The following is a 19,922-nucleotide window of genomic DNA, read 5'->3' on the forward strand; positions in this document are numbered from 1 at the left end:
TCCTCAGCTTACAGCGAGCATACGCTCGACCGCCAGCCGCGCCCGCCCGGCCACTGCCGGGTCGATCGTGACCTCGTGCTGACGCAACTCCAACGCCCGCCGGATCTTGGGCAGCGTGATGCGCTTCATGTGCGGACACAGGTTGCAGGGCCGAACGAACTCGACCTCGGGATAGAGAGCTGCCACGTTGTCGCTCATCGAGCACTCGGTCACGAGCGCGACACGGGCCGGGCGCTTCTCGCCAACGAAGTCGGCCATTGCGGCGGTCGATCCGGCAAAGTCGGCTTCCGCCACCACTTCCGGCGGCGCTTCCGGGTGAGCCAGCACCACCACATCCGGGTAGCTCGCACGCACTTCACGGATGTCCTCCGCGGTAAAGCGCTCGTGCACTTCGCAGTGGCCGGCCCAGGTGATGATCTCCACGCCTGGCACCTGAGCTGCTGTGTTTTGTGCCAGGAACTCATCCGGCAGCATGATCACGCGATCAACCCCGAGGGACTCGATGACCTTCTTGGCGTTGCCTGACGTGCAGCAGATGTCCGATTCCGCCTTTACGGCGGCGGACGTGTTCACATAGGTGACGACAGGTACGCCCGGGTAGCGTGCCCGCAGCTGGCGCACGTCTTCGGCTGTGATCGAATCGGCGAGGGAGCAGCCGGCCTCCGCATCCGGAACGAGGACTGTCTTGTTCGGATTGAGGAGTTTGGCGGTCTCCGCCATGAAGTGCACACCGGCGAGCACAATCACGTCGGCATCCGTATTCACGGCTTCACGGGCCAGGGCCAGGCTGTCGCCGACAATGTCCGCCACCGTGTGGAAGATCTCCGGCGTCTGATAATTGTGGGCCAGAATGACGGCATTGTGTTCGCGCTTGAGCGCAAGGATCGCCTCAATGTCATTGGCAAAGACTGGCCACTCGATCGCCGGAACATGATGTCTGACCCGCGCGTAGAGGTCGGGCAGGGGGAGGGACGCAGACACCATCGAAGCAGCAGCGGACATTGTGACCTCCTATGCTCAACCAGAGCATTAATAAGTCATACTTATACTCGATCAGAGCATTTACGGTTCATAAGAAAGCCGGCTACGTAGCCGGCGCATCTCTTATGCTAGACACGAGTATAAGTTCGTGTCAACGCATAATCCGCTCCAACAGTGATTCACCTTAAGCGGGGCAGTCGCACACCGGGGGCCGGTCGCTCGATCAGCACTTCGCGCCGGAAGCGCACGAGCCGGGCAGGACGCCCGCCTGTTTCGGTTGTGATCTCGCCGGTTTCCTCGACCAGACCCTGAACTTCGACCAGGCGGCGGAAGTTCTGCTTGTGAAGCCGGACGCCGGACAGGGCCTCAACAGTCTTCTGGAGTTCCAGAAGCGTGAACGAGGCAGGCATGAGTTCGAAGATCACCGGCCGGTATTTGATCTTACCCCGCAGACGCCCGATGCCTGTGGCTAGGATACGGCGATGGTCAAGCGCCATCGGCTGACCGGGCGCGAGCCGCACGGTGGAGCTCGCCTGCGCCCCAACCTCACGCAACGCCTCTGGAACGAGGCCGGCCTCAAACAGGAGCTCGTAGCGCTCCAGAACACGTTCATCGGTCCAGGTCTCGGACCCAAACCCGAAGGTAAGCTCGATCCGCTCCTCGCGGAATTGTCGCAGGGATTTGCCACGGGACCGAGCCCAGGCCTTCAGGCGCGGCTCGATTACATCCAGGGCCTTGGGTCGGCCCTCGCGCCAGTCCTCCCATGGGAGATAGCTGTACCAGTTCCGCCAGGCAGCATGCGCCAGTCCGGCGGGCCGAGCCTCGCGCACCAGCGCAAGGTAGGCAATCGATAGGGTATGGCCGCCCCCCGCATCGACGGCTTCGGCCCGGTAGCGATCGCCAAAGGTATACAGCTGCTCGACATAGCCCAAGGTCAGCTGAGTCTGCTCCGCCACCCACGTGCGTAATCCCGTCTCCAGCGTCCGGTGCTCGGATCGCAACGGCCCAGAGGGTAAGCCGTCATGCTGATCGATCCGGACAGTGAGAACCCGTGGCTCGTCGGGCGTGGCCGCCATGATAGCAGCACTGAGATCCACGGTTGGAGATGCATGAGGCGGCACGCGGGTCTTTGGTTGCCGAGCGGGGGAGGAAGAGGCCATGGGTACTCAGAAGCGCACAGGGTACGAGTTGCGCACGATAGGTCTCTTGGCCCCCTTGGTCGAGACGAACTTTCGATGGGTCGAGACGGCCTACCCTCTGGTAGCTTTGAATGCCCGGATGGGCTGAATGGCAATGGCCTCGTGAGAGGAAACGAAATCAGTCGCACCGTATGGCGGGGCAGGGCGGTTCAGGCACATGGCGGCGCCCTCCGTTCAACCCGGCACGGGCTGTCGGCCGGACACGACCCGATCTTGGGCCAACGCCGGCCGGGAGGCGCAGCCAGGGGAGAGCACGCTCCTCCCTCGATCTTTTCGATACGCTGCGGCAATTGTGCAACGCACAAATTCCTGGGCTGCGCGTTGACCTATCAAGACAAGGGCAAGGTCAGATGGGTCAAGAGCAAACACCGCCTGCCGAGTGGAGCCGCCGAAGAACGCGCTATGATCCTCCAGCGCTCAAGGAAGCCATCGCAGCGGCTCAAGATTTAACAGGGCACGTCGAGGGTCAGATCGAGATTGCCGCGCAGCTGATGGGCTTGCCGGAAGATGAGGTCCGCCCAGAGGTTCTGAAGGCGGCAGCATCTGCCGATGCTGCGGGGGCAGGGTTGGTTCACCCACGCTCACGGCGAACTCAGGTGGTGGTCGTTGAGCGCAGAGGCTCCCGTGTTCCGCGCAGATGAAGATCAATCGGGAAACACCACCAGACGTGTACTCTTCGACAAGGAGCCATTCGATGATTTTATTCTCCTCGCAGATGTTCCACGGCTACTCCGTCCGGCGGGCTGCACGTTGATTAGGCGGCTCATAGGTGCCAGATCATCCCCGAACGTCCTGGTAGACGGCGTCCTGCTGGCGACAGCTCTGACTGCAACCAGTGTCGCTCTCCTGTTGTGCGCTCAGCTGCCGTAACGACAAATCCCGAATTTTCGTGGCGTGCCGGCCTTAAGTGACACCTGTAACGTGTTGCCTGGTGGTATTTTACCTTATTCTCTGGCTCGCCAGATTCCTGAACCAGCGCCAGCAAACGGAATATCGGAATGCCTGCACGCTCGGTGCCAGGCTCTATCAGCAAAGAGAGCAGTCCGATGAACGCTTGCAACGCTGCAAAGCGGTTCTTTCGATTATATCGCCTCCATTGTGTCGATCCCAACCGAGACACGCTGTTTTCTGTCCTCGAGGCCGCTCATAGTCTGAACGACCGACTGAAAATCGCCCACAACGTCGACTTCTTCGATCTGCAGGAATTTTCAGCGCTGAAATGTCTGAGGAATTTCTTCCATCATAACGAAGAACTGCGGCATGTGGTCAGAGTCGTGCCAGCGGGGAGCTACCCAGTTATCACTGACCTGATGATCTTGTGCCTCGTTCCCAGCGATATCGTTGAGAGTGCGGTCAACGAGACGAGGGGACGGCACAAGGAGGAAGCCAGGCAGGCGTGCGGCGCCGTGTTTCACTGGTACGGCCCGGTTGTGAACATCAACCCGGCACTCTTTAACTTCGTGGTTGGTGGTTATGAATGCAGCAGGTGTCTCCCTCAGCGAAGAGGCCTTCCAGGAATTTGAGGACAGCTACCGATACGAAGGGGATCATGGACACTCCCATCGTATCAACGGGCGAATTACCACGCGTGCTGGGGACATCGAGCAGTTGCTCGCTGATATAATGGGTACGAAGGGACTTTAGAGGCTCCCGATAGCGAATCCCGGCATTACTGGGGCCAGCCCATCGGCGATCCGGAGCAGGGCAGGGGGCGATTTTTCAGCCTGATGACCGAACGTGACCTGTTCGGCACCATCCGGCTCGTCCGCAACTGGGGGCCGGTCGGCTCCGAGGGCCGGGAGCAGGTCGAGATCTTCCCCAATGAAACGGAAGCGGCTCAGGCTTTGGAGACCTGGGCCACAGCCCAGCGGCAAAAGGGCTATACGGATCTTTGATCGCAACACAATCCTCATTTCGAGAGCATGAGGGTTTGCGGGTGATCCAACAGTAGGTTGAGATCTGCAAGCGGAAGATCATGACCACCAGTGGTTATCTATTCTACAGCGACCCTCTTTCACCAGGCAGTTGCCTAACTAAGTCGGAACTTTCTCAGGCTTTCCCGAGGCAAAGCAACCGGAGGCAACACTCGTTCGGTAAAACGTACGAATTTTGGGCGGCGCGCCCGGACCCTTCGATGTGTTGATGCTTTCTCTCCTGCAAAAACAAAAATATGCTACTTTACGGTTCGACAGTAGAAAATTTATCTATCATTGCGGGTTCTTTTAAAGGAACGTTCTAATTGAACTTTGCGAAGGAGCAAGGCAGTTTCTTGTTCAGAAACATAGCTGAGGAAAACTGCGATGAAGGCCACGCGCCGGGATGTTCTAGCTGGACTGAGCGCTTCTCTCAGCGTGGCCGCACTAGTCGGCAGGTCAGGGTCAGCAAACGCTAGTTCACCTGTCAAAGGTGGCGTGCTGCGTATGTGGGTCAACGAGCCGACAACGTTGACGAGCGCCTATACGTCGGCAGGCCAGACCTATTACACCTCCGGCAAGATCTTCGATGGCCTCGTCGAGTACGATTTCGACATGAAGCCAAAGCCGAAGCTGGCAACCTCATGGGACCTTTCGGCGGATGGTCTAACTCTGCGCTTCACCCTTCGGAACGACGTGAAATGGCACGATGGCAAACCCTTCACGTCGAGTGACCTGCAATATTCGGCGCTCGAGGTCTGGCGGAAACTCCATCCGCGCGGGCGTTCGACGTGGGCGAACCTGGCTGACGTGGAAACACCCAATGCCACCACCGCAATCTTTCGGTTTTCAAAGCCCTCGCCCTACGTGCTCAACGCACTGATCAGCCCGGAAGCACAGGTGCTGCCGCGCCATCTCTATGAGGGCAAGGATGTCCTGACAAATCCGGCCAACATTGCCCCGGTAGGGAATGGCCCGTTCAGGTTCAAGGAATGGCAGCGTGGCGATTATATCCTTCTCGAGCGCAATCCGGACTATTGGAACAAGGGTAAGCCCTATCTCGACCAGATCATCTACCGCGTCATCCCAGACGCCGCCTCCCGCTCCGTCGCCTTCGAGGCGAATGAAATCGATATCGGTGGAGGTATTCCGATCTCGCTTGCGGACGCGAGGCGGCTGGAGAAGATCCCGACGCTGGAAATTCCCGAGCGTGGGGCTGAGGCATATGGCAACAACACGTTTCTGGAAGTGAATGTCCGGCGCCCTCATCTCCAGGACAAGCGTGTGCGTCGGGCGCTTCTGCACAGCCTGGATCGCAATTTCATCCTCAAGAACATTTTCTTTAATTTCGGTCAGGTCGCGACGGGGCCGATTCCCTATACGATCGGCACCTTCTACACAGCTGACGTACCCAAATACGAGTATAGTCTCGACAAGGCGAATAGCCTGCTGGACGAGGCCGGCCAGAAGCGTAGCGCCGATGGCACCCGTTTCAAGATGACGATCGATGTCCTCCCCTTCGGCGAGTACTACTTCAGGCTGGCTGATTATCTGAAGCAGCAACTCACCTTGCTGGGGATCGTGGCTGAGATTCGCAACGCCGATTTCGCGACCTATTACAGGCGGATCTATACAGATTACGATTTCGATATCACCTGCAGTGGTGCGTCCGCGCTTACCGACCCCACCATCGGCGTCCAGAGGTTCTTCTGGTCGAAAAACATCATCAAGGGCGTCCCGTTTTCGAACGGCACCGGCTACAGCAATCCTGAGGTCGACGCCATTCTAGAGGCAGCCCAGACAGAAATCGATCCGCAGAAGCGCGTGGCGCTCTTCCACCAATTCCAGCAGAAGGTCGTTGACGATCTACCGATCCTGCCGATGTGTGATGTGCCGTACTTCACGGTGAAGAACAGGGCCGTGAAGAACACGGAGATTTCACCCTTCGGGATCAGCGACAACTTCGCCGAAGCATATATCGAGGGCTGAGGCAGGGTCGAGCAAGACACAGATGACCTCTTACTTTCAGGTTATCCTGAGCCGCATCGTCCAAGCGGCGATAACGGTTCTCGGCATCGTGGCCATCAACTTCGTTGTCCTCAATCTGGCGCCTGGAGATATGGCAGAGGTGATGGCCGGTCAGGCGGGGGGGGCAGGCGAGGGATATATCGAGCAGATCCGTGCGCAGTTCGGTCTCGACCAGCCTCTCATCGTGCGGTTTGGACACTACCTCGCCAACCTCCTTCAGTTCGATCTCGGCTATTCCTTCTCTCGCAATCTTCCGGTTTCAACCGTCCTGTTCGAACGCCTCCCCGCAACCCTCCTGCTGATGGGGAGTGCCATCGGGCTGGCCTTCCTCATTGGAGGCGTGCTCGGAGCCTTTGCTGCGCGCCGTGCAAACTCATTCGCCGATACGATCATCTCGGTGATCTCCGTCCTCGGCTATGCGACACCCTTATTCTGGCTCGGTTTGATGATGGTGCTCCTGTTTACGATCAAGCTGGGATGGCTTCCCTCAAGCGGTATGCGTACGATCGGCAGTCGTGCGACTGGCTGGGCCGCTTTCTTCGATTTGGTTCGCCATGCAGCCATGCCGACCGTGACCCTTGCGCTGTTCTATATTGCTGTCTTCACCCGTCTCATGCGGGCGTCGGTCCTTCAGGTTTCCGGGCTGGATTTCGTCACCACCGCGCGCGCGAAGGGGGCGACCGAAGGTCAGGTCTACCGCCACCATATCTATGGAAACGCCATTCTTCCCGTAGTCACGATGCTCGGGGTGCAGATTGGAAGCATGCTCGGCGGCTCCGTCGTGGTGGAGACGATCTTCGGCTGGCCCGGTCTGGGGCGCCTCACTTTCGATGCGATCTTCTCACGGGATGTGAATCTGTTGCTGGGCGTGCTGTTCTTGTCGTCACTGCTGGTTGTAGCGGTTAACCTGATCGTGGATCTTCTTTACACGTGGCTTGACCCACGGATAGCGCTCGCCTCATGAGCGCCGGGTTGACATTCTTCCGGCCATGGCGGCGCGGACCCGCCGTCCTGGGCTGCATCATTCTTTTTCTCACGCTGCTCGCGGCCATTTTCGCTTCTGCACTGTATCCGGAAGGTCCATGGCCACGGGTCGGCGACCCGTATTCGCCACCCTTCGTCTCGCTGGCAACGCCGCTGGGCACCGATGGCCTAGTACTACAGCCGGGCATTGTGCGTTGTCTTAGACACGGAGGTGTCGCGCCATGACGCACATGACCGAGGCTCACTGCTGGGCTGATCAACTGGATGATCTCTGCACCCGGATTGCTCCCCGTTTCGCCCGTATCGAACCGCGCCGACGCGCCCGAGCCTATCTGCAAGGGCTGCTCGCGCCGCTCAAGCGCAAGAACGGCTGGCACCTGGCCGAAGCGGCCGGTGATGCCAGCCCCGATGGCGTGCAGGACTTTCTTGCCCGCATGCACTGGGATGCCGATGCGGTGCGCGATGACCTGTGTGCCTATGTGGTCGAGCACCTCGGCGATCCCGAGGCCGTGCTGGTGCTCGACGAGACCGGCTTCTTGAAGAAGGGCGACAAGTCGGCCGGCGTCAAACGCCAATACTCCGGCACCGCAGGCCGCATCGAGAATTGCCAGATCGGGGTGTTTCTCGCCTATGCCAGCCGGCACGGGCATGCGCTGATCGACCGGGCGCTGTACCTGCCCGAGACCTGGGCCTTCGATGCGGCACGGCGGACGGAAGCGGGCATTCCGGAGGAGGTTGACTTCACCACCAAGCCGAAGCTCGGGCAGGCGATGCTCAAACGGGCGTTTGCGGCCGGGGTGCCGTGCACGTGGGTGGTGGGCGACTGCGTGTATGGCGCCGATTCCCAGACGCGACGCCTGGTCGAAGCGCATGGGCGCGGCTACGTGCTGGCGGTGACCTCGGCCCAGCGGCTCGGGTTCAAGCCCGTCGAGGATTGGCTCGAGGACGTGCCGGCCAGAGGTTGGACGCGGCTCAGCGCCGGCGATGGCGCCAAGGGGCCACGGCTGTACGATTGGGCCTATCTGCCGTATCGCACGCCGCCGGTGCCGGGTTGGAAAACCGGGCTGCTGATCCGGCGCAAGAAGGGCCGCCCGCATCAGTTCACGTTCTATCTCACCCGTTCGCCGGAGGAGACGCCGCTCTCTGAGCTGGTGCGGATTGCGGGTCAGCGCTGGCGGATCGAGAGCTGCTTCGAGGAGGCCAAGGGCGAGACCGGCTTGGACGAATACGAGGTGCGCTCGTGGACGGGCTGGTATCGCCACATCACGTTGGCCATGCTGGCGCATGCGTATCTCACCGTCGTGCGCCAGCACGCCATCGGGGGGAGAAGCCTCCGTCGTGCGCGCCGCGGGGTTGCTGCCGCTCACCGTGCCGGAGGTGCGGCGGCTGCTCTGGCATCTGGTGTGGGAGCGGCCGCCTTCGGTTGAGGCGGTGGAGCATTGGTCGACGTGGCGTCGGCGGCATCAGCAGCGTGCTCGCGAATGTCACTGGCGCAAGCGCACCCGCCGCCGTAAATCCCGGCTGTAGTACTAGGGCGGAACGTGGTTGTCGGCCTCCTCTATGGCGCGAGGGTGTCGCTCACGGTCGGCCTCGTCGCGACCTTCGGCGCTGTCCTGTTCGGCGTGATCATTGGCGCGGTGGCGGGTTACGCCCGCGGCTGGGTTGATGATTGCCTGATGCGTTTCACGGAGATCTTTCAGACGATTCCTACTTTCATTTTCGTAATTGTGCTCATCGTGATCCTGCAGCCATCCCTCGCAACCATGATCGGCGCTATCGCGATCGCATCGTGGCCGCCGGTGGCGCGGCTGGTGCGAGGCGAGTTCCTGACGCTGAGCGGACGAGAATTCGTGGCATCCTGCAGACTCATAGGTCTGTCGCCCGTTCGGATCATCTTTATGGAGATCCTGCCAAACTGTCTGCCTTCGATCATCGTGATTGGATCCGTGATGGTGGCGACTGCAGTGCTGACCGAAGCCGGGCTTGCGTTCCTGGGTCTGGGTGACCCAAACGTGATGTCCTGGGGCGCCATGGTGGCAGTCGGACGCCCAGTCATTCGCTCTGCGGCCTACCTGTCGATCCTTCCAGGGCTCTGCATCCTGTCGGTGGTAATGGCGATCAATTTCGTCAGCGAGGCCTTCAACGATTCCATGAACCCCCGGCTCCGGGCCAAATAGCCGACAGGGCCGGATTGGATGGCGCGAATTTCATATGCGGCAGGAGACTTCTGTGGTCAGCAATCTCGATGAACTCGAAGCTGCGCTTTCGCGCGAGCTGGATATTTATGCCTACCCGGACCGCATATGGCCTATGCAACGGACCTCCAGCGAAGGCGAGCACGTCTTTGACGTGGTGATCGTTGGTGGTGGCCAAGCCGCCATCGGAACGGCCGTCGGCCTGATCCGCGAGCGCATTGCGAACATCCTGCTACTGGACGAGAACGAAGCGGGTGAGGAGGGGCCTTGGGTAACTTATGCCCGCATGATTACCCTGCGTACGACCAAGAACATGCCGGGTCCTGATGCGGATCTTCTCAACGCCTCGTTCAGAGCATGGTACGAGGCTCAATTCGGTGCGCAAGCTTGGGCGCAGTTGAACCTCGTCCCGAAAGAGCAGTGGATGGCCTACCTCAAGTGGCTCCGGCGCGTGATGGGCATCCCCGTGGAGAACAATGCCCGCGTCCGGAGGATATCGCCCCACCGCGCGGGATTCCAGGTGGAGGTGGAGGGTGCGAATGACATCAAACAGGTTCTGGCACGTAAGGTCGTCCTGGCAACTGGCCTCGGCGGAGCCGGCGGACCACGCATTCCATCGCTCGTGTCATCCTCCGTGCCGAAGGCACGCTGGGCGCACAGCTCAGAGATGATCGACTTCGAGACCATAAGGGGAAAGCGAGTTGCTGTCCTCGGCGGAAATGCATCTGCCTTCGACAATTCGGCCGCGGCGCTCGAAGGCGGTGCGGCAGAAGTTCTGCACTTCGTCCGCCGGAAGCAGCATCCCGAGGTCAACACCCTACGCTACCTTGAGTTTGCCGGTCTCTTTCGTAACTTCATCCGTCTCGACGACGAGTGGCGGCTGCGCTTCACACGTCGTATGCTGGATCAGGGAATCCCACCTCCGCCCTATTCCATCGAGCGGTGCAATTTCCACCCGAATTTTCATCTCCTGATGGGGTGCGGCTGGATAAGCGTCAGCGAGGTGGATGGTGGCGTTGAGATAGTCACCACTGCGGGCGAGACCCATATTGTCGACTTCCTGATCCTTGGGACTGGATTCGAGGTTGACCTGACGCGGCTCGACTTTCTCTCCGAACTGCAACCCCATATCCAGCTTTGGCGTGACAGGATGCAACTCGGCTTGGATGCGCTGGATCAGGAGATCGGCCGCCATCCCTATCTTGGCGAAGGCCTCCAATGCATCAGCCGATCACCGGATTATGCCGATACACTCTCGAACTTGCATTTTGCGAACGGGGGCTCCCTGGCCAGCGTTGGGCCGATCTTCACGGGGATCAACGGAATGCCCTTCTTGATCCGCTGCCTCGTCGAGGCGATTTCCCGCGACTTCTTCCTGTCCGATGTGGGCGCCTACTGGGACGAGTTCACCCAGTTCGACCGCTCGGATTTCGAAGGAAAGCGTGAGCTCCTGGCGTCAGCATGACGATGCCCAGTCTCCCCAATCCGGTTCTGTCGATCGAGCATCTGACAGTGACCCTCCCGGAGGGGCGGGGGAGTGCGACTGTGCTGGACGATGTTTCCCTTACAGTCGGGGCAGGCGAAACCGTCTGCATCGTCGGTGAGAGCGGTTCGGGCAAGTCCATGACGGCACGTGCGGTCATGAGGCTATTGCCGCCTGGGGCTGCCTTTTCGGACAAGGCGAGGATCACATTCAGCGACCAGAACCTGCTGGCTTCGTCGGAGGCCGAGATGCGGCAGATCCGTGGCGCCAGGATCGGCATGATCTTCCAAGAGCCCATGACAGCCCTTAATCCGCTGCGTCGGATCGGTTGGCAGATCAGCGAGGTCTTTTCCCTCCACACGCGGCTGTCGCGCTCGGTCATCCGGCAGAAGGTGCTCGACCTGATTTCAAGCGTCGGCATTGCCGAGCCCGAGCGCATCTACCGCTCCTACCCTCATGAACTGTCTGGAGGTCAGAGACAGCGCGCCATGATCGCCATGGCTCTGGCACTCGAACCACATCTCCTGATTGCCGATGAGCCGACAACCGCCCTTGATGTGACCACACAGGCGAGAATCCTACGTCTTATCAAGGATGTCCAGGAACGCACTGGGACGGCCGTTCTCTTTATCACACACGACTTCGGTGTGGTCTCGGAAATTGCTGATCGTGTCGTCGTCATGAGAACAGGACGCGTGATTGAGGAAGGCAAAACGGATGCCCTCCTGAACCGTCCAGTCGACCTGTATACGCAGCAGCTGATCGCCGCAGTCCCGAAATTGACGCCCAAAGCGTCCAGTCCACCCGTATCTCCGGCAGCCTTGACCGTATCAGGCCTTTCCAAGATCTACCGCAAGCGCAGCTTCCTCGGCGGGGGCGCGACCACCTACGCTCTCAGGCCCACGGATCTCATTCTGCCTGCGCGGTCGACCTTGGGGGTCGTGGGCGAAAGCGGGTCCGGAAAATCCACTCTGGCCCGCTGCATTGTGGGCCTCGTCCGGCCCGATACTGGATCCGTTGATGTGAACGGCACCGACTTCGCAAAGCTAACACCGCGCGCCCGGCGAAGGCGATCCCGGGAAATTCAGATGGTCTTCCAGGATCCGCAATCGTCGCTCAACCCCAGACGGCGTGCAGGAGATCTGGTGTCGCAAGGACTGATCGTGCATGGAGAAACAACCGCAAGAGCAAGGGCCAGGACCCGCGAGCTGTTCGAGCTGGTCGGTCTCGATCCGAGCACGATGGACCGCTACCCCCATGAATTCTCTGGCGGCCAGCGGCAGAGGATTGGGCTCGCCCGCGCCCTTGCACTCGAACCCAGCATCCTGATCGCAGACGAGCCTGTCTCGGCGCTCGACGTCTCGGTCCAGGCCCAGGTGTTGGAGCTCCTTGCAAGCCTGCAGCAGAAGTTGGGCCTGTCAGTCATCTTCATCACCCACGACCTGCGCGTAGCGGCACAGATCTGCGACCGTGTCGCCGTCATGAGGCACGGTGAAATCGTGGAACAGGGCCTGACGGCAGAGGTCTTCAATAATCCGCGTCATGACTATACGCGGCGGCTGCTCGAATCCGTTCCCGGTCGCGCTTGGAGCGGCACCGATGAGCTTGTAAGCGCTTGCTTCGAGCACACCTTGTAACCGATAGATTCGGGGAGGATGAAGGTTTATGAGACCGTTGGAGGGGAAAGTCGCTTTGATTACCGGAGGAAGCCGCGGAATTGGTGCGGCCATCGCGCGGCGTCTGGCGGCCGACGGTGCTGACGTGGCAGTGACCTACGTCCAGCCTTCCTCCGCGCCAAAAGCGAGGGCTATTGTCGAGGAGATCCGACAATCAGGGCGCAGGGTTGAGGCCTATGAGGCAGACAATGCCATACCCGATGCGGTAACCGGTGTCATCGATCGCTGTGCCGAAGATTTCGGCCGTCTTGATATTCTCGTCAACAATGCAGCTGTATCGATCTACAAGCTAGAGCATCGGCTGTTCAGACGAATCCATAACCTGCGGCAGTGAAGTAGTTGCGGCATTCCTCAGCTTCGACCCCATCACAGATGTCCCCGATGGCCCGCCAGAGCGCGTCAAAGGTGCGGGCTTCGGCTTTGCGCAGATGTGCTTTGATCTTGGCGAAGAGTTGCTCAATTGGGTTCAAATCGGGCGAATAAGCAGGCAGGAACAGGAACCAGGCGCCGCGTTGCTTCAGACACTGCGCCGCCGTCTCGCTCTTGTGCGCCGGCAGGTTGTCGAGGATCACCACGTCGCCCTTGGACAAGGTCGGAGCAAGCTGGGTCTCCACATAAGTCTCAAAGATCTGACGGGTCATCGGCCCATCGATCACCCAAGGCGCCGTCAGACCACAGTAGCGCAGCCCGGCGACAAAGGTCTGGGTCAGCCAGTGGCCGAATGGTGCCCTTGCATACAGACGCTGCCCTTTGAGGCAGCGGCCGCGCAGGCGCGTCATCTTGGTGGATGTGCCGGTCTCATCGAGAAACACGAGCCGGTGCGGCTCCTGGCGCATGCGCGGCTGGCGTTTTGTGTGCCAATGCTCGCGGGCCTGGCGCACGTCGGAGCGTTCTTGTTCGCTGGCCCGCAAAGTTTTTTTTGACGCTATAGCCGTGGCGGATGTACCAGCGCGCGATGGACGCCGGCGTGATCTTGGTGCCCAAGGCCAGCAGTTCGGCCGCGAGCTGGGGCATGGTGATGTCGTTCCTCTCGGCGACGCGACGGATCAGAAACTCGCGATGCGGGTCGAGCTTGGAGTAGCGCCAGCCGCCCTCTGGTTTGGGCGCCAGGCTGCCGGTGGCCCGATACGCCGCCATGAGCCGCACCACAAACGCGACCGACACCTCAAAATGGCGCGCGGCCTCATGGCAGGAATGCCCCGCCTCAACAAAGCGCACCACCCGTTGCCGCAGATCCAGCGAGTAGGACTTGGTCATCGCTCATCTCCTCTAAAGAGGGCCGAGATAAGGGAATCACAAAGCCGTCACGCCGCATAGCCTCCGATTCAATCAGAACAGCCGATGCTCTAGTGGGCGAGTTTACTCTTGAGGAAATCAACGAGACCCTGGACGTCAACGTTCGGGCTCCGTTTCTCGCATCACAGGCTGCTATTCGGCATCTGACCAAGGGCGGCCGCATCATCAATATCGGAAGCACCGTGGCAACCCGCATGCCTCGCACAACCGGGAGCCTCTATGCCACAAGCAAAGCTGCCCTGGTCGGCATGACGAAAGGTATGGCTCGTGACCTTGGCCCGCACGGAATCACGGTGAACATGGTCAATCCCGGTCCGACACGCACCGGAATGCTAGCGCCCGACGGCTCTGAGGTGGCGGAAGCCATTCGCAGCTTTATGGCAACTAAGGAATTCGCCCATCCTAATGACATCGCTGGACTTGTCGCCTATGTGGCTAGCCCTGCGAGCCAGTTCGTGACTGGCGCTCTCCTCAATATCGATGGCGGTTATACCGTCTGAACGGATGACCAGTCGCCCGATCTCCCGCAGTATGCCCGCGAGAGATCGGGCGACTACGCAGAGCGAAAATCTCTTGAGTCCTGTTAGCGCTCCGTGACCGCGCGCTCGTAAGTTGTAGTAGGTACAAACAGCGGGGAGGACAAATCGGCGGCTGTGTCGCAAATCTGGAACGGAGGCGAGAGAATGGCTGAGGCGTCGCCTTGGCTTCAGGCAGCGAGCCTCTCAAACTGCTCGGCGAGTGAGGGCTGCGGATTCCGGGCTTAGATCGCCTGCTGCTTGCGCATCATGTGGATCATCTCGATCCCGCCCAGGATCACACGAGCGCTGTTCATCGCATTGAACCCGAGCATCGGCCGCACTCGCCGCTTGACGGCCCGATGATCCTGTTCGATCCGGTTGTTGAGATAACGACTCTGCCGGATCCGGATCGGCTTCAGTTTCTGCCGTGTTTGGCCTTGCAGCCGGTCTGTCATGTCACAGGACCCGATCGCCTCCCGGTTGGTCTGGCTGCCGTCGATGACGGTCCGCTCGAGCCGACCATGCCGCTTGAGGGCTCGGCTTAGGAACAGTTTGGCAGCAGCCAAATTGCGCCGCTCGATGAACCAGGATTTAACGGTGTCGCCGTTGCTGTCGATGGCACGGTACAAGTACATCCAGCGGCCGCGGACCTTGATGTAAGTTTCGTCGATATGCCACTTGCCGGTGACCGGACGCTTGCGGCGATTGAACCGCTCGAGGAGCTCAGGGGAGTAATGGACAACCCAGCGATGCACCGTAGCATGGTCAACGGAGATGCTTCGTTCGGCCATCATCTCCTCCAAATTCCGCACGCTGAGGCTGTAAGCCAGATACCAGCGCACGCAGAGCAGGATTACAGAGCGATCAAAATGCCTGCCCTTGAACACCATGACCTCCGCAACTGTGACTCTGGGCACAGTAGCTGAAACTCTGAAACAAATTGTTGCGACAGATCCATCTTCTCCGGCATAAGCGAGAACCGGATGCGGGTCTTACCTTGCGAATCGTATAACAGCAGGTCACGGTTCACAAACTTGGTCGCAAACGAACCCTTGACGTTGGGCAGGCGCCGGAACAATCCGACAAGATCCCGGACGTTGTCGCAGATGGAGGCACCGACCGACAGATCAGCGTTCTCGCCGATGTCGTAAACCCAATGCTGAGAATCGATCTGGTCGGGCACAGTCAGGTCATTCTGTCGCTTAATATGTCGCGCGATGGCCGCACGGGCCTCCTCGATATTGACGAAGATCGAGATGGGATTGGCATAACCTTTTCGCCGAGGAACGTAGCAATAGGCGCAGGCCATCGCGCAGCCGTTCGATGTCGATGGAGCGATGAAGTGAGCACTGCGCCCGTTGGGGCGCATGGTGAGCCCTTTCTTGCCCCCTAGCACGAGACTGCTGCTCTTGATCCTGAGCCAGTCCTCAGCGTTGCCCTCATTGCCGTGGAGCGATGGGATGTTCCAGTGCGATCCGACAGTCAAGCGCTCAGCCTGTGGGTATCGGGAGAGGATCTCCTGGCCGCGGGCATAGGCTTCCACCGCGGGCTCAAGATAGATGCGCTCGATATCGAGCAGTTGCTTTGGGAGCGCCATCAGGGTTCCAACCATCCGCATGCCCGTGCGCCAGGACATCAGCCACATGCGAAATCCTTCAGGGCGGTCAGTTCGTTATATGGGTGCTGCACAGTCCGATCCGCGCAACAAAGCCACCATAATCCGCAAAATTCACGATCCCTGCACCAACGCCCTCTGAGCGTGTAATTCTCTTACATTATCCGCAGGATTGGAACACGGGCAGCACAACTGCGTGGACGGGCACCACAGAGCGGACATTAGTCCGACTTACCTCCCGAACTCTCCGCATTCTCTTACCGCTGAGGAATATTTTCATAATGCGGACAGCCATGCCGTCGAAGTGGCGAAGTCATGGATGACGGTAGCGGTTGTTGGCCAAGCGGCTGGAAAGTAAACGAGAAGTTGATGGCGATCATCCCACGGCCCTTCTGGCCGTCGAAAGTGTGGGAATTTGGCTACATAGGGTCAAAGATCGAACGCACCTGAGCACAAAACAAGCGCGCTCGCTTGATCGTGAACCACTCCTCGATAATGTGGCTGCAGCGACGGGGATGCCCCAGTCGTCATCACGGCGAGTTCGGATGAAAAGACGGGCCACCGGCTACTAGGGGAAAAGGGACGTGTTTGATGCTTTGTTGAAGTCATCGAGGCACTAAAACCCGGCCCCCCAGGGTCTCGAAACTTTGGAGGTTTAACCATGAAGCTCGCTAAGAGCCTCTTTCTCGGATCGGTCGCGGGTCTCGCGGCTGTTGCCGGAGCTCAAGCTGCCGACCTTCCCGTAGCGAAGGCCGCTCCTGTCGAATACGTTCGCGTCTGCTCCACCTACGGCGCAGGCTTCTTCTACATCCCCGGCACCGAAACCTGCCTCCGCGTCGGCGGCCGTGTTCGCGCCGAGTTCGGTTATGTTGAGCCGAACGACCGCGAAGACGACGCGATCGGCTTCCGCGCTCGTGGCCGCATTCAGCTCGACGCCCGCACCGCCACCGCTTACGGCCTCCTGCGCACCTTCGTGCGTTTCGAGATGACCCGTAACACCGGCGTGTATGGCAACGACTCGACCTCGCCGAACGTCGACCAGGCTTTCATCCAGTTCGGTGGCCTCACCGCCGGTCGCGTCGTGTCGATGTTCGACAACAGCGACCTGCCGACGGGCCACTTCGGTACGCTCCGCTTCTCGGACGCTCCGAACGTGAACCTGTTCGCCTACACCTTCTCGTTCGGCAACGGCTTCTCGGCCACCCTGTCGGCAGAAGAAGGCCGCTATGGCACTCTGCTTGGCACCGCACTCGCGGAAGCCGGTCAGCGCATGCCTGACGTGGTTGCTAACCTGAAGTACGCTGGTACCTGGGGCTCGTTCCAAGTCTCCGGCGCTCTGCACCAGCAGCGCAGCAACGTCCTGACGCCTGTCAACACTCCTGGTCTTGACCCGATCCTGTACGGCACGATCCCGGACACCGAGTACGGCTGGGCCGTGACGGCTCAGGGCTCCGTGAACCTGCCGATGCTCGGTGCTGGCGATGCCCTTTGGCTCGCTGCAACCTACGCTGACGGCGCTCTTGGCTACCTCGGCTTCGGCACGGGCGCCGGCGTCACCAGCTTCGGCGGCCTGCGGACGAACATCAACGTCGTCGATGCCTTCATCGACGCTGCTGGCAACATCGCGACCGGCGAAGGCTGGTCCGTTGCCGGTGGTATGCGTCACTACTGGACCCCGACCCTCCGTCAGAACCTGTTCGGCTCCTATGCTGACGTCTCGTACGACGGTACCGCTGTTGTTAACATCGACTTCAACGAGTGGCGCGTCGGCACCAACCTGATCTGGTCGCCGGTTGCCGGTCTCGATCTCGGTGTCGAGGTCATGTACAGCCGCCTCGAGTCGGACACCCCGGTCCTGTTCAACGGTCTCCTCGGCGACGTGGACGATGCTTGGGAAGGCCGCCTGCGCGTTCAGCGCGACTTCTAATCGGCTTGTCCTGATTGGATAGAGAAACCCCGGTGGCAACGCCGGGGTTTTCTTTTGCCCATGTTGAACTTGCGCTTGAAGGGAGCCAAATGGCAGAGACAATCTTTGCTCGGATGATCTCGGAGAGGCGCAAGGACATGAACCTCTCACTACGAGAGCTTGCGCGAGTAACAGGTATCGCTGCGTCAACAATCTCTCGGATAGAGAACGGACGGCTATCGCCCACGTTGGATATAGTGGTGAAGCTGACATCGGCACTCAACCTGGAGCCATCGGCTGCTAACCCGGATTCAGGTATCGCGCCTGCAACTCCGGAACCCGTGACAGCAGGTGAGGAGCCGAGGCAAGACGTCTCTGCACAGATTGTCGTCCACAAAACCCTTGGAAATACGATTCTGCAAAAAGGGATTCGCCGCGATCTAAGCCGTATCGCCGCCCGAAATGGTTATGAATTTGCCATTCTCGTCAGAGGCACCTGTCAGCTCCGCACGAGCGCCGGGTTCAGTCAAACTTTGGGTCCTGGATCAACAATCAATTGCAAGCTCATTACTAAGCAAACATACTTTGCTGTTGCGGAGGAGGAAGCTGAACTGCTTTGGATCGGCTGAGAGCAAATCTCGGTTGGGACGATAAGTGCGACTGTTGAGGGACGGCGAGGACTTTGCGGCCAGAACGCGCTTCAAGGCGTTTGAGGAGATTTCGGCGTTCTAAATAGGACGTAATTCTGCATGGGGCACACACCGCTGGGATCGAGCAGCCATCTTCGCCTCGGCCACAACAAGATCAAGGAGCTGAAATTGCTCCTGGGACCAGCCCCAAGGCCGATTTCAAGGTCCATTGTGGTGGGATGGGGACTTTTCATCACACAATGAGCAGCCTCGGGGCAGGCTGCGATGGAAATCACGTGCGCCGGCTCACCGGAGCCGCTAGTAGCGTTGGTCATGACCCTCAGACTCTTCTCCCAGTGGCTGGCTTGGCTGCTCGTCCTGGCTATTGCCGTCTTCACGCTGTCCCCGATTGAACTCCGACCAGTAACCGCGGCACCGGCGAACTGGGAGCGGTTTACCGCTTTTATGGCGATCGGGGCGCTCCTCTGCCTGGGCTATCCCCAGCACCGGTGGCGCATGGTTGGGCTGGTGATCGGTCTGGCTGGGCTGCTCGAGGTGCTCCAGCATGTGAGCCCAAGCCGGCATGGCAGGCTTCCGGACGGCCTCGTCAAGGCCGCAGGGGCCCTTCTGGGAATCGTGCTTGGATTGGCGGCTGAGCGTATGTTGGAGCGGTTGAGGACACGCTCCAGACCCGGACAGGATCCGCGCGCCACCTTTCCTGGCACAGAGAACAGACCGCCTGCCAGCGCCTGCGTCCAGAACCAGTAATAGGTAAGGGCAGGGCGGGCCTGAGTGGCACGGTTCCCATTGCATCCGAGAGGGCGGCCTAAAGTCAAACTCAACCCCATACACAGTAGCTTGGACCGTTGGCGGGCTCGCCGGCCGGCACGAGAGCGCCCATGGGCAGCCACACCGCACTCACGACCGGGTTCCATATCCGTGAAATGATCGCGCAAGCCATCCGGTGGGAGCGCACGTTGTCCGGCAGGATAATTGCGCGGGGGGAGGCGGGCCGGCCTTGCCCGCTATGTAGGCGACAGGGACTTACCGTAGCCATCGAGCAGGCCCGCGATCTCGTGCAACATTGCCGTCAATGGCTTCGTCGATTTGATGTCGAATGACAGGTCGGGCCGCGCGAAGAGCGCCAGGCAGAGCTCCCTCGCATCGCGGCGGGACTGATACGCAATTCCGTCGGGCTGGTCTGGATGATCCCAAAAGGCGTCCGACCACAAGCCGCAGGGCTCGTAGGGGCCGGTGGAGATCGCGTTGTCGGTGCCGACCGCTTGCAGGCCGGAACCATAGAGTGTCACGACGCGCAGGTCACGGCGGCAGACCAGCTCTGTTGCAGCGCGGTCCATGATTCCGAGGCGGCGACCATCAGGCGCTGCGGGTTGCGCAGCAGCGTTTCCGCCGGCGCGGCTCAGGCCGACATCCAGCACGCCGCAGCCCTAGTTGAGGACAACTGCGACCTACCCGTTAAGCGGATTGAGCGTGGTTGT

The 19,922-nt window shown here is 60.1% G+C and carries 17 protein-coding genes and 3 pseudogenes; 14 read left to right on the top strand and 6 right to left on the bottom strand.

The window, feature by feature from the left end; all coding sequences use genetic code 11:
- Positions 1–3: 3 nt before the first annotated feature.
- On the bottom strand, positions 4–1,002 hold the full coding sequence (nadA, locus tag BB934_RS44370) for a quinolinate synthase NadA (protein ID WP_099515907.1): 999 nt from the start codon (positions 1,000–1,002) through the stop codon (positions 4–6).
- A gap of 158 nt (positions 1,003–1,160) precedes the next feature.
- On the bottom strand, positions 1,161–2,141 hold the full coding sequence (locus tag BB934_RS44375) for an NUDIX hydrolase (RefSeq protein WP_099515908.1): 981 nt from the start codon (positions 2,139–2,141) through the stop codon (positions 1,161–1,163).
- On the opposite strand from BB934_RS44375, the gene BB934_RS50375 reads away from it, so the two are divergent.
- The 10 genes and pseudogenes from BB934_RS50375 to BB934_RS44425 form a co-directional block, all read left to right on the top strand.
- Positions 2,140–2,268, top strand: a complete 129-nt coding sequence (locus BB934_RS50375; RefSeq protein WP_257792400.1) for a hypothetical protein — start codon at positions 2,140–2,142, stop codon at positions 2,266–2,268. The genes BB934_RS44375 and BB934_RS50375 overlap by 2 nt on opposite strands.
- A gap of 958 nt (positions 2,269–3,226) precedes the next feature.
- Positions 3,227–3,703 carry a hypothetical protein gene (locus tag BB934_RS44385; protein ID WP_237050916.1) on the top strand — a complete coding sequence of 159 codons (477 nt, stop codon included), beginning with the start codon at positions 3,227–3,229 and terminating at the stop codon, positions 3,701–3,703.
- Between the two features lie 162 nt (positions 3,704–3,865).
- Positions 3,866–4,075: a WGR domain-containing protein gene (locus BB934_RS44390; RefSeq protein ID WP_257792401.1), complete on the top strand. Its 210-nt coding sequence runs from the start codon at positions 3,866–3,868 to the stop codon at positions 4,073–4,075.
- Between the two features lie 525 nt (positions 4,076–4,600).
- On the top strand, positions 4,601–6,082 hold the full coding sequence (locus BB934_RS44395) for an ABC transporter substrate-binding protein (RefSeq protein WP_237050934.1): 1,482 nt from the start codon (positions 4,601–4,603) through the stop codon (positions 6,080–6,082).
- A 22-nt stretch (positions 6,083–6,104) separates the two neighbouring features.
- A complete protein-coding gene (locus BB934_RS44400; protein ID WP_099515912.1) occupies positions 6,105–7,085 on the top strand; it encodes an ABC transporter permease in 981 nt (326 codons plus the stop codon).
- Positions 7,086–7,326: 241 nt separating this feature from the next.
- The gene (locus BB934_RS44405; RefSeq protein ID WP_237050104.1) at positions 7,327–8,532 is read left to right on the top strand and encodes an IS701 family transposase; all 1,206 of its coding nucleotides are present in this window, start codon (positions 7,327–7,329) and stop codon (positions 8,530–8,532) included.
- A 114-nt stretch (positions 8,533–8,646) separates the two neighbouring features.
- Positions 8,647–9,282: an ABC transporter permease gene (locus BB934_RS44410; RefSeq protein WP_157934713.1), complete on the top strand. Its 636-nt coding sequence runs from the start codon at positions 8,647–8,649 to the stop codon at positions 9,280–9,282.
- Positions 9,283–9,334: 52 nt separating this feature from the next.
- Complete coding sequence (locus tag BB934_RS44415; protein WP_157934714.1) at positions 9,335–10,765, top strand: NAD(P)-binding domain-containing protein; 1,431 nt, start codon at positions 9,335–9,337, stop codon at positions 10,763–10,765.
- Positions 10,762–12,420: an ABC transporter ATP-binding protein gene (locus BB934_RS44420; RefSeq protein WP_237050826.1), complete on the top strand. Its 1,659-nt coding sequence runs from the start codon at positions 10,762–10,764 to the stop codon at positions 12,418–12,420. The genes BB934_RS44415 and BB934_RS44420 overlap by 4 nt, the downstream gene beginning before the upstream one ends.
- 28 nt (positions 12,421–12,448) lie before the next feature.
- Positions 12,449–12,745: pseudogene (locus BB934_RS44425) on the top strand (SDR family NAD(P)-dependent oxidoreductase); the annotation flags it as partial.
- A gap of 19 nt (positions 12,746–12,764) precedes the next feature.
- Here BB934_RS44425 and BB934_RS44430 read toward each other — a convergent pair.
- Positions 12,765–13,716: pseudogene (locus BB934_RS44430) on the bottom strand (IS630 family transposase).
- A gap of 92 nt (positions 13,717–13,808) precedes the next feature.
- Here BB934_RS44430 and BB934_RS44435 point away from each other — a divergent pair.
- Positions 13,809–14,255, top strand: coding sequence for an SDR family NAD(P)-dependent oxidoreductase (locus BB934_RS44435; protein WP_157934715.1), 447 nt, complete (start codon positions 13,809–13,811; stop codon positions 14,253–14,255).
- Between the two features lie 260 nt (positions 14,256–14,515).
- On the opposite strand, the gene BB934_RS44440 is transcribed toward BB934_RS44435, so the two are convergent.
- Both BB934_RS44440 and BB934_RS44445 read right to left on the bottom strand, forming a co-directional pair.
- The gene (locus BB934_RS44440; RefSeq protein WP_099516143.1) at positions 14,516–15,160 is read right to left on the bottom strand and encodes an IS6 family transposase; all 645 of its coding nucleotides are present in this window, start codon (positions 15,158–15,160) and stop codon (positions 14,516–14,518) included.
- Positions 15,161–15,228: 68 nt separating this feature from the next.
- Positions 15,229–15,870, bottom strand: a pseudogene (locus tag BB934_RS44445) (spore photoproduct lyase family protein); the annotation flags it as partial.
- Between the two features lie 679 nt (positions 15,871–16,549).
- Between BB934_RS44445 and BB934_RS44450 the strand changes: the two are divergent.
- From BB934_RS44450 to BB934_RS44460, 3 genes are all read left to right on the top strand, one after another.
- Positions 16,550–17,815 (top strand): porin, encoded by a 1,266-nt coding sequence (locus tag BB934_RS44450; protein WP_099515917.1) that lies wholly within the window; start codon positions 16,550–16,552, stop codon positions 17,813–17,815.
- 32 nt (positions 17,816–17,847) lie between these two features.
- Positions 17,848–18,423, top strand: coding sequence for a helix-turn-helix domain-containing protein (locus tag BB934_RS44455; RefSeq protein ID WP_157934716.1), 576 nt, complete (start codon positions 17,848–17,850; stop codon positions 18,421–18,423).
- Between the two features lie 333 nt (positions 18,424–18,756).
- Positions 18,757–19,191 (top strand): VanZ family protein, encoded by a 435-nt coding sequence (locus BB934_RS44460; protein ID WP_157934717.1) that lies wholly within the window; start codon positions 18,757–18,759, stop codon positions 19,189–19,191.
- Positions 19,192–19,448: 257 nt separating this feature from the next.
- Here the strand turns inward: BB934_RS44460 and BB934_RS44465 are convergent, their stop codons facing one another.
- The gene (locus BB934_RS44465) at positions 19,449–19,781 is read right to left on the bottom strand and encodes an RES family NAD+ phosphorylase (protein ID WP_237050828.1); all 333 of its coding nucleotides are present in this window, start codon (positions 19,779–19,781) and stop codon (positions 19,449–19,451) included.
- Positions 19,782–19,922: the final 141 nt, after the last annotated feature.

It is taken from the genome of Microvirga ossetica (assembly GCF_002741015.1).
Taxonomy (GTDB): domain Bacteria; phylum Pseudomonadota; class Alphaproteobacteria; order Rhizobiales; family Beijerinckiaceae; genus Microvirga; species Microvirga ossetica.